We start from the raw sequence: 13119 nt of genomic DNA on the forward strand, positions 1-13119 counted from the left end.
ACAACCCAATTGCACGGGCAGTCCATAGGGTTGGTGATGACTGAACGCGGAATTTCCCGACGCGAGTTCGCCAAGAGCGCCGTCGCCATCGGCGGCACCGCGGCGCTGGCCGCCTGTCTCGACCGCGGGTCGGGAACGGTGCCCGAGGGTACCGACGACCCCTCGTCGCTCCCGGAGCGCCAGCACGCCTGGGACGCGTCGCTGGCGACCGACGACGCGGGGAACCACCGACTGTCGCGCCACCACGTCCTTCTACTACTGGATTACACCGGCGACGGAACGCCGACAGATGCCGACCGCGATCAGGTCGAGACGGCGCTCCGAGACCTCGAACAGGCCTACGAGTGGAGCAACGAGGGGCTGCTGTTCACCCTCGGGTACAGCCCGACCTACTTCGACCGCTTCGAGGCCGACGTAGCCGGCGTCGACCTGCCAGAGCCGATGGCGCTTGCCCCCTTCGAAGACCCCGAACTCGACACGCCGGACGCGCTCCTGCACCTCGCCAGTGACGACGAGCGGGCCGTCATCGAGGCCGAAGAAGCGCTGAAGGGCAATCGGGACGCTGCGAACGACCACGAAATGAGCGCGACCTTCCAAGGCGTCCTGCACGAGGCAGAGCGACGGACGGGTTTCGTCGGAGCCGGCCTCCCCGCCGAGAATCAGGATGTCGACGGGGTTCCGGACTCCGACCCGGTCCCCGAAGAGGCCCCGCTGTTCATGGGGTTCAAGTCCGGATTCAAGGAAAATCAGGCCTCCGAGGACCGCGTAACGGTCGATTCGGGACCGTTCGCCGGCGGCGCGACCCAGCACCTCTCGAAGATCCGGCTGCAACTCCAGCAGTGGTACGAACAGGACTCCCGGGACCAGCGCGTCTCGAAGATGTTCTGTCCGGCCCACGCCGACGAGGACAGGGTCGAAGGCGTCGGCGAGAACCTCGGCACTGACAACGGTGCCGGCGAGTGCCCCGAAGACGTGGTCGACAGCGGTCGACGGGAGGGTGTCGTCGGCCACGCACAGAAGATGTCCCGCGTCAGGGACGACGGAACACCGACCCTTCTCCGCCGGGACTTCAGTTCGACCGACGGCGGCGAAGCGGGGCTGCACTTCCTCTCGCTGCAGCGCTCTATCGCCGACTTCGTCGCGACGAAACAGGCGATGAACGGAACGGACGTCGCTAACGACTCGGCTGTCGGCCAGCGGGTGAACAACGGTATTCTCCAGTACATGACAGTCACCCGACGCGGGAACTACCTGCTCCCGCCGCGTGCCCTGCGGGCGCTCCCACCGGCCGACCCGGCTTGACTGGCCCGGTGCCGTCAGGATACCGGGTCGCGGTTCTCGACTGATTCACGGGATAGGCCGTCGGCGCTGACGCTGTAGCGATACGACTGGGTGAAGTAGTCGGATATCGGGCCGTCCGTCGCTGTCGAGTCGGCCGGCGGGTCGGTCGTCGACGATCCTGTACAAGTGATGACGACGTCGTACCCCCACGACCGTTCGGTGACGTTGTCGACGCGGCAATCGAGGCTCATCTCGGTGTGTTCGCCCTGCCACAGACCGTTGTAGACGCTCCGATACTGGTACTCGTAGACGAACTCACGGGCGGAGAACTCGTTCAGTGTCGTGGGTCGGGCGGGCGGGTCCTTCGGACCGTCATGGAACTCGACGGTCCCTGTCGGGGATGCACCGGTTGTCGCTGTTTCTGACGAGGCCGGTGACTCCGGTGACGGCGCGCCGAAACATCCCGCGGTCAGGACGACGAAGCCGAGGACCGCAGTGCGGGCGATTTTGGAGGACACGGCCGGGATTGCACCGACCGATAGCAAATATCTTGTGCCGTCTAGGTCCCGCCACGGCATTCGGCTATCGTACCAGAACGGTCTTTCAGACGAGGACCCAAAGGCGGTGCATGAATCGCCGACAGTTCCTCGCCAGTGCCGGCCTCGCCGGCACGACGGTCCTGGCGGGGTGTGGTTCGCTGAGTTCCCAGTCGACACGCGCTCCCCCGCTGGTCGAGAACCGCCCCGACGCCACGTACCGCCCCACCCACGCTGAGGGCATGGGGATGGCGGGGATGGCACAGGCAGGCGAGTACATGGTCGGGCTGAGCTACTCCTTTCCCCACCGCTTCTGGACGGTAACCGGGACGACAGCCGAAAAGGTCGACATCCGGAGCGAGGACAGCGTCCACCTGATGGCGACCGTCTGGGACCCCGAGACCGAGATGGTACTCCCGGTGTCTGCCGGCCTCTCGATCACCATCGAACGCGACGGCGAGACGGTCGCCGACAAGTCCCCGTGGCCGATGATCTCCCAGAACATGGGCTTTCACTACGGCGACAACTACGCGCTCGACGGCGACGGCGTCTACCAGCTTTCCGTCCGCGTCAACGGGATGGGGGAACGCCGACTGGGGGCCTTCGACGGTCGGTTCGGCGAGGCCGGCGAGGCAACGGTCGAGTTCGACTTCGCACAGAGCACCCGCGACCAACTCTCCTTCGAGGAGTTCCCGGACTCACAGGGCGAGCGCGGGGCGGTCGACCTGATGAACATGGACATGGTACCGACATCGCGGGTCCCAGAAGTGTCGGCCCTGCCCGGAACGGTCCTCGGGACGGACAAAGGGAGCGACGGCGTGTACGCCGTTACGTGGGTACAAGACGCCGCGTTCCTCTCCGATGGCGAGTCGTATCTCGCCGTCTCGGCTCGGACGCCGTACAACCGCGTTCCCCTCCCGATGATGTCCCTCGACGGGAGTGTTGAGGCCGACGGCGAAACGGTGTTCGACGACGCGCTGACCGCTGGGGTCCACCCCGAACTCGGGTATCATTACGGCGCAGTCGTCGAGACGGCGACCCAGGAGCCGTCTGTCGGTGTCGATGTCGTCGCCCCGCCACAGGTGTCCCGCCACGAGGGGTACGAGACGGCGTTCCTGACGACGCCCTCGTTCTCGTTTTCGGGTAGCTGACCGCCTCGACCAGTCGTTTGGTTGCGAGAGCGGACCACGGCTCACTCCACGGCGAACGGACTCTCTGTCTGTTGCCACGGCCAGCCCGGGACCCGCGTCTGGACCCCGGCCGCGAGTGCGGCGTCGAGGTCATCAGCGCCCGCCGCCTCCCCGTCGTTTCCGTGCGTCCGAACATCTGCGACGTGGAAGGTCGCCTCCGCAAGCAACCGGAGCGGTTGCTCGCCGGCGATCATCGCTGCCAGCTCACGGCCCAGCAGTTCGTCGACGACGAAGCCCGGGTAATCGCTCTCGACGTCCAGTTCTCGAAGCAGACGAACCAGCGCGGCGACGTTGACCGCACGGTCGCCGTCGGCGAACACCTCGTCGATGGCGGCCGTGTAGGCGTCGTCTGTGAGCGGGTCGACGTCGACGTCGAACTGGGACCCGAGATGGGCTCGCGTTTCGTTCACCAGCGGGACGACGTCGCTACGACGGTCCTGTACCCATTCGTACTCGTCGCGGACTGTGTCCGGTGTCAGTCGCATGGCGGCGTCTCACACGGTGTGCGTTTACTCCTTTGGACTCCTTTGGGCAACAGCGCGTCGACCGCGGTCCGGCCCCCTACCCTCCGTATTGCGAAGGCTTTTATAACACGAGGGGAATACTGAGAAATAGAGGTCGGTTTTCCGGACATCTCTCCACGTCCGGAGGCAACTCACCGATAACTGATGACTTTATTAGAGAGCGTACATCCCGCGGCTCCAGGTCGGCCCGCACCAGCCGTGGACGGCCCCGCTACCGGGATGATACCCCGTTTTGAGCTATGAGCACTGTAGACAAGCAACTCGAAGACGTGAAGGCAACGATTGACGAGGAAGTCCCGCGCCGTATCTCCGTCTCGGATGTCACGTACGAGGGACCGGAACTCGTCATATACACGCGGGACCCGAAGGAGTTCGCCGCGAACAGCGACCTCGTTCGCCGGCTCGCATCGAAACTCCGCAAGCGAATTACGGTCCGCCCGGATCCTGACGTACTGGCTCCGCCAGCAGAGGCCGAGGCGGCGATTCGGGAACTCATCCCCGAGGAGGCCGGCGTCATGGACCTGAATTTCCACACCGACACCGGCGAAGTCGTCGTCCAGGCACAGAAGCCCGGCGTCGTCATTGGCCGGCGCGGCTCGACCCTGCGTGACATCACGCAAGAGGTCGGCTGGACGCCCGAAGTCGTTCGAACGCCCCCCATCGAGTCCTCGACAGTCGAGAACGTCCGGAACTTCCTCAAACAGGAGCGCGAGGACCGCCGGGACATCCTCGAACGCGTCGGCCGGCAGATCCACCGCGAGCCGATGTCCGACGACGAGTACGTCCGCATCACGACACTGGGCTGCTGCCGAGAGGTCGGCCGCGCCGCGTTCATCCTCTCGACGCCGGACACGCGCATCCTCATCGACTGTGGCAACAAGCCCGGGGCCAACGGCGAAAAGCCGTATCTGGACATCCCGGAGGCGTTCGGGGCCGGGACCAACGGCATCGACGCCGTCGTCCTGACCCACGCGCATCTGGACCACTCCGCGCTGGTCCCGTTGTTGTTCGAGTACGGCTACGACGGTCCCATCTACTGCACCGAGCCGACGCGGGACCTGATGGGCCTGCTGACGCTCGATTACCTCGATACCGCCGCGGACGACGGCCGGACCCCGCCGTACGACTCCGAGATGGTCCGCGAAGCGATCAAACACACCATCCCGCTGGAGTACGGCGACGTGACCGACATCGCGCCCGACATCAAACTGACGCTGCACAACGCCGGCCACATCCTCGGCTCGTCGGTGTGTCACTTCCACGTCGGCGACGGCCTGTACAACGTCGCCTTCTCCGGCGACATCCACTACGATGACACGCGCCTGTTCGACGGCGCAGTCAACGACTTCCCGCGGGTGGAGACGCTCGTGCTGGAGTCGACCTACGGCGGCCGCAACGACTACCAGACCGACCAGGAAGACTCGGAGCGAAAGCTCAAACAGATCGTCCAGAACGCCTACGACCGCGACGGGAAAGTCCTCATTCCGACCTTCGCCGTCGGGCGGTCACAGGAACTCATGCTCGTCCTCGAAGAGGCGATGCGGAACGGCGACATCCCCGAGATGCCGGTCCACCTCGACGGGATGATCTGGGAGGCGACGGCCGTTCACACGACCTATCCCGAGTATCTCCGCGACGGTCTGCAGGACCGTCTCTTCGACGAAGACGAGAACCCGTTCCTGGCTGACCAGTTCAACCCCATCGACGGCGGCGACGAGGAACGACAGGAGATCGCCGATGGCGATTCCGCTATCATCCTCTCTACTTCGGGGATGCTCACCGGCGGGCCGGTCATGTCCTGGCTCGAACAGCTCGGCCCCGACCCGGACTCGACGCTTACCTTCGTCGACTATCAGGCGCAGGGAACGCTCGGCAACCGAATCCAGCGCGGCATCGACGAGGTACCCGTCGGCGGCAGCGGGCGCAGCGAGAAAGTCCCACTGGAGATGACCGTCGAGACAGTCGACGGTTTCTCCGGCCACGCCGACCGACAGGGGCTGGAAAACTTCGTGAAGACGATGAACCCCCGACCCGAGAAAATCCTCTGCGTGCACGGCGACGAATCCGCGACACAGGACCTCTCCTCGTCGCTGTACCACGACCAGAACATCCGGACCTTCGCGCCGGAGAACCTCGAAACGTTCCGCTTCCGCTAATCCAGTCACCGTTGCGGTTCGTTCTCACTCCCCGATAGCCGGACGAACCTCTATACGGCAGGCGGGTGAACTACCGCGTATGGACATCATCCAGTATCTCGACGAACTCGAACCGGTCGGAATGGTGCTCATCGGACTCGTGCTGTTCATCATCCCGGAGCCGGCCACCTCCACGCTGGGTATCGGACTGATGGCACTGGGCGGCGCGTGGTGGTTCTACGAGTGGAACCGGTAAGATAACCCACAGCAGTTCTATGGATCACGACCGCATTCACGCACAGGAACCGTCACACCACCGCGACCGATGGACCGTCGGCACAATCACGGAGATAGCGGAGCGAGACGGTCACTGTGTCGTCACCGTCGAAAACGAGTCCGGTGCGCCGACTGAACTCGTCGTCACCATGGCCATTCGCGACCTGTTCGTCAGTCGGCTGGACATCGGCGACGACGAGAGTCCGGTCGGCGAGCGCGTCTGGTTCCGGAAACGCGGCGGGTCGTAGCCCGCCGCTGACGCGTCCGGTCAGCGTTCGACGCCCCGGACTTCTTCTGCTGGCGCGGGACGCTACGACAGGTCGACGGTCCGGTCGGCCCAGCGCCGGAGCCTATCGAGCGCGTCCCGCTCGGCCCGTGACACCGGGTCATCGACGCCCAGTTCGTCGCTATCGAAAGCGTTCAGCACGGCCACGTCCGCCTCGTCACAGTAGTCGGTGAGCCGGCTGACCGCAGCGGAGTCGTGCTGAAACGGAATCGTCGCGTCGTTGACGAACACCGCACGGGGATTCCCCGGGAGCGTGTCCATCTGGTGCTCGGCACGGCGGGCGTTTTCCCGGGCGAGGGCGACCGCTTGGTCGTTCGTCTCGCTCTCGGCGCGGGGCGCACTGGCATCGGTTCGGCCTATCCAGACCGACTCTGGGACGGTGATGAATCGGTCAAGACGGCCGCCCAGCACGGTTCCGTCCCGTTCGAGTTCGGGCGCGAAATCGAGGACGACAACGCCCTCGGGTCCTTCGCTGTCGAGCCAGGCATCTATGGCGGCAGCGGTCGTCCGCGTCTTGCCGGCGTTCGAGGGACCGGTGACGAGCGTCGACCCCGAGAGCGGGAACCCGACGCCGGTCACGCGAGGAGTTCCTCCCGCAGGAACTTCCCGCCGAGCCCGGCCATGGCGAGGCCGAGGACGACGGCGAAGGCCAGCACGAACCCGGAGAGCGGTCCGATACCGCCGCCGAGCTGTTCGACGACGAAGTTCGCGGCGAGCCCGCCCGAGACAGCGATGAGCGCCAGCCCACCGACGTTCGCTACCAGCGAGTTCGACTCCGGAACCGCGTCGGAGTTCAGGAGATAGAGGACGAGGGCGATGACGAACGGGGTACCGACGGTGCCGAGCGCGAGCACGAGGACGAGTTGGCCGAGCACGTTCCCGCCGATGAACGCACCGGGCGCTGACAGCAGCGCGACGGCGACGAGTAGCCCGCGGTAGCGGCTGTCCTCGATAGTGGTGCCCCAGCCGAGCTTGTCGGCGAGCAGGAACGGCGGGACGATGGTGTTGCCCCCAAGCGTCGACACGGCAGCGCCCCAGAGGCCCAGCAGGAACAGCCAGCGGGCGCTGTCGCCGACCAGCGGGCCGAGGGCCTCCGCAGCGCCGACCGTCGTCAGGTCGCCAGAAGTGAGCACGCTAGCCGTCACCAGGAAGATGGCGAGGCTGTAGATGCCGAAAGCCACCAGCATGGACGCCCCGACGTCGACCGTCGCGAGGTCGTAGTCATCGCGGGTCCAGCCCCGCGCCCGCATCGTGTAGGAGTGCATCGTGATGAGCGTGATGTGGACCGCGCCGCCGAGGATGCCCGCCGCGACCAGCGCGCTCCCGGACGGGACGGACGGGATCAGCCCGGTCGCCGCCGCGCCGGCGTCGATGGGGACGACGAACAGACTGGCGACGAACGCGACGACGACCAGCAGAACGAGGACTTTCGCGGCCAGTTCGAGGAATCGATAGCCGCCGCCCGCCAATCCCGCCGCGAGGATGAGCGCCCAGGCGACGCCCCAGACGCGCGCGTCGATACCGGTCACCGTCGCCGAGACCGTGGCGACGGTCTTCATGATGACGAGCTGTGCGACGCCGGCCGCAAGCACCGCGTCGCCGACCAGCAGCCATGCCCACGTTTCGCCAAGGTGGTCCTCGACGACGGCGACGATGCCCCGCTCGGTCAACAGTCCCAGCCGCATCGCGAGGTACTGGGCCAGCGCCCCCGCCCCCGCGGAGAGGACGACGACCCATAGGAGGCTGTAGCCGAACGCACCGCCAGCGGTGACGAGGCTGGCAATCGTCGCCGGGCCGGCGGCGATTGCACCTGCGATCCAGGACGGCCCCATCGCTTCGGCGTATTCACCGAGCGTTCCCTTGCTAACAGCCGAACTGTCGACGGTTTCGGTCGAACTCATACCTCCGGCTTGGGTGAGGCCCCCTGAAAACCCTGCCGACATATCGTTCGGTGGTATTCTTCGGTAATTCAGCTGCTGTACAGCGGTTGTGCGAAAATGACAGCACTTACCGAATTGGCACACTATCCGCTCACCGGGTGAAACAGTGCCGCAGCCGACAGTGGCTGAGCCGACTCAGAGCTCGACGGTTCCGAGGTCCGATTCCAGTTCGTCGACGTGGTCGTTGTACGCGTCGACGAAGTCCGCGAACTGTGGGGCGTACTCGCGGATGTCGGCGGCCGAGGGCGGTTCGTACTGCGAGAGGAGATAGAGGCCGTTGCTCCCGCCGACCCGGAGATACGACGCGCCGTCGGTGTCCCACTTCAGTTCCCAGCGCGTGCCGCCGATTCGGTCGGTGAAGGTCCCGTAGTCCCCGCCCTCGTAGCGCTGGAGTTCCCGAGCGATCTGGTCGCAGATCTCGCGGATGCGACCGAGGACGCGGTCGCGTTCAGCCACGACACCGTCGGTCGTCGCGATGTCCGGAAACTCCGTCGACACGTCGTCGAGAACGCCGTCGAGGGACGCGACGTAGTCGTTGAACCCCTCGACGAAGGCGTCGTAGTCGGCGAGTGCGGCAGCCAGCGGCTCCGGCTCCGGCGGCTGTTTGGTCGAGATGACGTACGTGTCGGAGCCACGCGACGGCGAAAAGCGGAGGTACTCCAGGTCGCCGCCCTCGTACTTGACGGTCCACTCGCCGCGGTCGGTCTCGATGTCCGCTTGTCCGTAGTCGCCGCCCTCCAGCCTGGCGAGCTGGTAGGCGACCTGTCCGGCGTGGTCCCGGACCGCCGCGACCAGTTCGTCACGCTGCTGTGCAACGGCCGTTGCGTCGGCGGGGTCCACCGGTGGCCACTCTGTCACAGTAGACGGAAGCGACGGGACAGCAATAACAGGCTCGGTCGGCTACTCGGACTCGAGCAAGGCGTCGTCGCCGTGGCGCTCGCGGAGGCCCTCGAAGTACTCGCGCTGTTCATCGATGTTCTGCGTGGATTCGGCGTAAACGTCGGCAAAGAGGTCCGTCGGGTCCGCGGCATGTGCTTCGGCGTTGTCGATAATCTCGCCGAGTCGCTCGCCGATGGTGTCGTCCATCACGTCGATCTTCTCGTCGTCCAGCAGATTGCAGTTCCGCAGAAACGCCTCCATGCGGTCCAGCGGGTCGCGTTCGCGCCACTGCTCGACCTCCGCGTCGTCCCGGTACACGTCCGGGTCGTCGGCGGTCGTGTGCGCGCCGAAGCGGTACTGGACGGCCTCGATAAAGATGGGTTCCTGCTCCTCTCCGTCGGCACCCACCGCTCGCTCCCGGGCGGCCTCGGTGACGGTGTAGGTCGCCAGCGGGTCCATGCCGTCGACCTGTACGCCGTCGAAGCCGTACGCGTCGGCTTTCTGTGCCAGCGTCTGGCTGGCGGTCTGGCGCTCCCGCGGGACGGAGATGGCCCACTGGTTGTTGTTGCAGAAGAACACCGTCGGCGTCTCGAACACGCCGGCGAAGTTCATCGCCTCGTGGAAGTCCCCCTCGCTGGTGGCCCCGTCGCCGAAGTGGACGACGCCCGCGCGCTCGTCGCCCTTTTTCTTTGCCGCCCACGACCACCCGACGGCGTGGGGCAGGTGCGCGCCGATGGAGATGTTCAGCGGGAACACGTTCACGTCACCGATAGCGGCGTTGCCCGCTTCGTGGCCCATCCAGTAGAGGACGTACTCCCAGGGGAGCCCGCGGGCGACGAGCGCGCCGTGCTCCCGGTACTGGTAGAAAATAGTGTCCTCGTCGGCCAGCGCATACGTCGACCCGACCTGAGACCCTTCCTGGCCCGCCAGCGAGGAGTACGTGCCGAGCCGGCCCTGCCGCTGGAGGCTTATCATCCGCTCGTCGAACCGCCGCGCAAAGCGCATATCGCGGTACATCGACACCAGTTCCTCGTCGGACAGGTCCGGGATGAGGTCTGGGTCGACGATTTCACCGTCTGAATCGAGCGCCTGTACCCGGTCGTCGGGTGCCCGACTGAGAACGTCATATGACATGTCGTACCACCACACTCGAAGCGGACGAGCAAAAAGCTGTGTCAGTTTCGGTCGGTGGTGTTTAGTTTAGCAGTGACGACTGCAGAGAGCCAGAAAGCCCTCGCGTTCTCAGCTTTGGCTCGCGGCTCCGCCGCTCGCCGAGACGAGGGACCGCCGGTCCCTCGCGACCCGCGGCTCGTTGCGCTCCAGTGGGTGCTTACTTCGCCGGGGTTCGCTGAGAACGCGACCCCTTTCAGTCCCACCCAGCATCGCTTTCCCAACCGGCTCGGGTGGGATTGAAAGGGGCGGCTGGCTGAACGACGTTCGCAAGAGCGAAGCTCTTGCGCAGCCCATCAGAAATCTTTGATTTCTGAGGACGGCGGACGACGCAAGCACTGCAACGAACGTAGTGAGTGAAGCGCGCAGCGAGGTCGTTCGAGAGAGCTTTGCTCTCTCGTGATGACGAAAGACGCGACGCGTCTTTCGAACCACCCCCGAGTTCAGCCAGGACGAGAGCTTCGCTCTCGCGGGCAATCGGACGCTGCGCGTCCGATGACAGCCGGGGCTTTCTGGCTGTTCGTAACTTCTATTCACTCACTAAACACTGCCTTTTGATCTCAGTCGAGCCACTCCAGCACACGCCGACGGGCGTCGGCCTGGTCGTCGGGCATGACCTCAAGCACGACGTCGCCGTCGAACTCCGAAGCCAAAATTTCGGCCGTTCGTTCGAGGGGTATCTCCCCGTTGCCGAAGGGGAGGCCGTCGTTCAAGAGCGTTCCGTCGGTGAAGTGAACGACCTGAATCTGGTCGCCGTAGCTTTTCAGGAGGTCCGAGAGTGACTCCAGATACGCTGGCTCGGACATGAACAGGTGGGCCGTATCGAGCACCAGATCGTGGCCGCGGTCGAGCAGGAGGTTGGCGAGCGAGAACTGGCTCGCGCCGGGGTTGTTCTCGTAGCCGCAGGGGGCGGCGAGGTCGTAGCTGTCCAGCAGGGTGGTGTGCGTGTGCTGGGCGTACTGGCTGTGGACCACCAGATAAGCGTCGAGTCGCTCGGCCAGCGCGTCGCTCCGGCGGAACGGTTCCGGATCGTCCGGGCGAGCGTGAAGCGTGTGGACCGACGCCGCCGAGACGGGTGACTGTTTGACCATCGCCGCTGTAGCCCCAACATCGTCGAGGTCCGACGGCCGGAGGTGGAGTTCCACGCTGTCGAAGCCCCGGTCGGCCGCGGCGTCGAGCTTGGCTGTGGTCGGCGGGCACTTGCCGACGAGATTCATTGGAGGGAGATTCCACGACGGCAAAAATAAAACAGTCCCTTCGTCGACACGGCTGGCCCGAGTATTCATGCTGTTTCCGTCCAATATGTCGGTGATGCCCGGCAAAGAGAGCGCAGAGACAGACGAGAGTGGGGTGACGCTCTGGTGGGAACACCACCTGTCGCACACACATGCAGTACTCTGGACCGTCATCCTCGTCGCAACAGTCGGGGACATCCTCCTGACGATGACCGGGCTCACGGTCGGACTGCAGGAGGGGAACGTCGTCGTCGTCCGCAGGATGCTCGCGGAGTTCGGACTGGCGGGCTTCTGGCTGGTGAAGTTCGGGGCGATGCTGTGGCTGGTCGCCGGGTGGCGACTGCTCTCCGAGCGCAACGCGACGGTGTTTCTCGCCCTGTTCGCCGTGGTGACGCTCGCGGTCGTCGCCTACAACTCAGTCACCATCCTGCAGTACCGTGGGGTAATAACGACTGCTGCGGTGCTTTGAGACGCTGAGACGTTAGGATTCTGGAACACCGGGGTTAAGTACCACTGGGTGTGACCACGGAGTAATGGATAGACGTTCCTTCCTGACAGCGGCCGGCGCGACGGTGTCCGTCTCGTTTGCCGGCTGTGCCGGGCTGGGCGGTAGCGACGAGTCGAGCACTGAGGCGTCGAGTACGGACGAGTCAACCGCGACCGGGACGAGTACCGGCGACGCCGGCGATGTAGAGGAAACGCTCGTCGTCGGGACCTACAGCGCCTTCGTCGACTCGCCGTCGACGAGTCCGGGCGCGTGGGTGAAACAGCGCTTCGAGGAGGAGTTCGACGCCCGCCTGATCTGGCAGACGCCGAGCAACGAGGTCAACCACTACATCGAGCGCCGGAACGCCGGCGTCGACATCGAGGCCGACATGTACCTCGGGCTGAACACGGATCACCTCGTCCGGATCGACGAGAACCTCGACGACGGGCTGTTCGCCGACGTCGGCGACGTGGCCGGGCAGGACGACATCAAGCCGGGACTGCAGTTCGACCCCGACGGCCGGGCGATCCCCTACGACACCGGCTACATCAGCCTGGTGTTCGACGGCACGGAGACCACCGCGCCGGAGACTTTCGACGGCCTGCTGGCCGAGGAACACGCCGGCGACCTCATCACGCAGAACCCAGCCAGTTCGGCCACCGGACGGGCGTTCCTGCTGCACACGGTCAAGGAGTTCGGCCCCGACAGCTATCTGGACTACTGGAGCGACCTGCAGGACAACGACGTTCGGGTGCTTGGCTCCTGGAGCGACGCCTACAGCGCGTGGTCGGGCGGCGAAGCGCCGATGGTCGTCTCCTACTCCACCGACCAGGTGTTCGCCGACCAGAACGACGCCGACCTCGAGGAACACCAGATCCGCTTCCTGAACGACCAGGGCTACGCCAACCCGGAGGGGATGGCGGTGTTCGACGGGGCCGACACCCCCGACCTCGCCCGGGAGTTCATGGGCTTCCTGCTGCGCCCGGAGATCCAGGGCGAGATCGCCGTCCGAAACGTCCAGTTCCCGGCGACCGAGTCCGCCGATCTCCCCGAGGACTACGCCGAGCTGGCACAGGAGCCCCCGGAGCCGGTCACCTTCGGCTACGACGAGCTCAAGGGCTCCGTCTCGGGCTGGATCTCAGACTGGGAACGGCAGTTCGCCTCGAACTGACGACGACGG

The 13119-nt window shown here is 65.5% G+C and carries 14 protein-coding genes; 7 read left to right on the forward strand and 7 right to left on the reverse strand.

Annotated features, from left to right (window positions below; translation table 11 throughout):
• Positions 1-36: 36 nt before the first annotated feature.
• Complete coding sequence (locus tag VI234_RS08640; RefSeq protein WP_336329758.1) at positions 37-1302, forward strand: DUF7405 family protein; 1266 nt, start codon at positions 37-39, stop codon at positions 1300-1302.
• 14 nt (positions 1303-1316) lie between these two features.
• Here VI234_RS08640 and VI234_RS08645 read toward each other — a convergent pair whose 3' ends face one another.
• Entirely contained in the window at positions 1317-1799 is a 483-nt protein-coding gene (locus VI234_RS08645) for a hypothetical protein (RefSeq protein WP_049942939.1), read from the reverse strand.
• Between the two features lie 110 nt (positions 1800-1909).
• Here VI234_RS08645 and VI234_RS08650 point away from each other — a divergent pair, with 110 nt between their 5' ends.
• Positions 1910-2968: a DUF7350 domain-containing protein gene (locus tag VI234_RS08650; protein WP_336329759.1), complete on the forward strand. Its 1059-nt coding sequence runs from the start codon at positions 1910-1912 to the stop codon at positions 2966-2968.
• Between the two features lie 41 nt (positions 2969-3009).
• Here VI234_RS08650 and VI234_RS08655 read toward each other — a convergent pair whose 3' ends face one another.
• Positions 3010-3492, reverse strand: a complete 483-nt coding sequence (locus tag VI234_RS08655) for a hypothetical protein (protein ID WP_008310245.1) — start codon at positions 3490-3492, stop codon at positions 3010-3012.
• 278 nt (positions 3493-3770) lie between these two features.
• Here VI234_RS08655 and VI234_RS08660 point away from each other — a divergent pair, with 278 nt between their 5' ends.
• The 3 genes from VI234_RS08660 (at position 3771) to VI234_RS08670 (ending at position 6190) form a co-directional block, all read left to right on the forward strand.
• A complete protein-coding gene (locus tag VI234_RS08660; RefSeq protein ID WP_008310247.1) occupies positions 3771-5687 on the forward strand; it encodes a beta-CASP ribonuclease aCPSF1 in 1917 nt (638 codons plus the stop codon).
• 79 nt (positions 5688-5766) lie between these two features.
• Positions 5767-5922, forward strand: coding sequence for a hypothetical protein (locus tag VI234_RS08665; protein WP_191906039.1), 156 nt, complete (start codon positions 5767-5769; stop codon positions 5920-5922).
• A gap of 19 nt (positions 5923-5941) precedes the next feature.
• Entirely contained in the window at positions 5942-6190 is a 249-nt protein-coding gene (locus VI234_RS08670) for a DUF7861 family protein (RefSeq protein ID WP_008310253.1), read from the forward strand.
• 62 nt (positions 6191-6252) lie between these two features.
• Here VI234_RS08670 and VI234_RS08675 read toward each other — a convergent pair whose 3' ends face one another.
• The 5 genes from VI234_RS08675 to VI234_RS08695 all read right to left on the reverse strand — a co-directional run bounded on the left by VI234_RS08675 (position 6253) and on the right by VI234_RS08695 (position 11434).
• Positions 6253-6807, reverse strand: coding sequence for a hypothetical protein (locus VI234_RS08675; protein ID WP_336329760.1), 555 nt, complete (start codon positions 6805-6807; stop codon positions 6253-6255).
• Positions 6804-8129 (reverse strand): divalent metal cation transporter, encoded by a 1326-nt coding sequence (locus VI234_RS08680; protein WP_336329761.1) that lies wholly within the window; start codon positions 8127-8129, stop codon positions 6804-6806. The genes VI234_RS08675 and VI234_RS08680 overlap by 4 nt, the downstream gene beginning before the upstream one ends.
• 174 nt (positions 8130-8303) lie before the next feature.
• Entirely contained in the window at positions 8304-9008 is a 705-nt protein-coding gene (locus tag VI234_RS08685; RefSeq protein ID WP_336329920.1) for a hypothetical protein, read from the reverse strand.
• Between the two features lie 60 nt (positions 9009-9068).
• A complete protein-coding gene (gene pdhA / locus VI234_RS08690) occupies positions 9069-10181 on the reverse strand; it encodes a pyruvate dehydrogenase (acetyl-transferring) E1 component subunit alpha (protein ID WP_336329762.1) in 1113 nt (370 codons plus the stop codon).
• Positions 10182-10777: 596 nt separating this feature from the next.
• Complete coding sequence (locus VI234_RS08695) at positions 10778-11434, reverse strand: sugar phosphate isomerase/epimerase family protein (protein ID WP_336329763.1); 657 nt, start codon at positions 11432-11434, stop codon at positions 10778-10780.
• Between the two features lie 94 nt (positions 11435-11528).
• Here VI234_RS08695 and VI234_RS08700 point away from each other — a divergent pair, with 94 nt between their 5' ends.
• Both VI234_RS08700 and VI234_RS08705 read left to right on the forward strand, forming a co-directional pair.
• Positions 11529-11921, forward strand: a complete 393-nt coding sequence (locus VI234_RS08700) for a DUF5658 family protein (protein WP_336329764.1) — start codon at positions 11529-11531, stop codon at positions 11919-11921.
• Between the two features lie 64 nt (positions 11922-11985).
• The gene (locus VI234_RS08705) at positions 11986-13110 is read left to right on the forward strand and encodes a thiamine ABC transporter substrate-binding protein (protein ID WP_336329765.1); all 1125 of its coding nucleotides are present in this window, start codon (positions 11986-11988) and stop codon (positions 13108-13110) included.
• Positions 13111-13119 lie beyond the last annotated feature (9 nt).

Source organism: Haloarcula sp. CGMCC 1.2071, assembly GCF_037078445.1.
Taxonomy (GTDB): domain Archaea; phylum Halobacteriota; class Halobacteria; order Halobacteriales; family Haloarculaceae; genus Haloarcula; species Haloarcula amylolytica.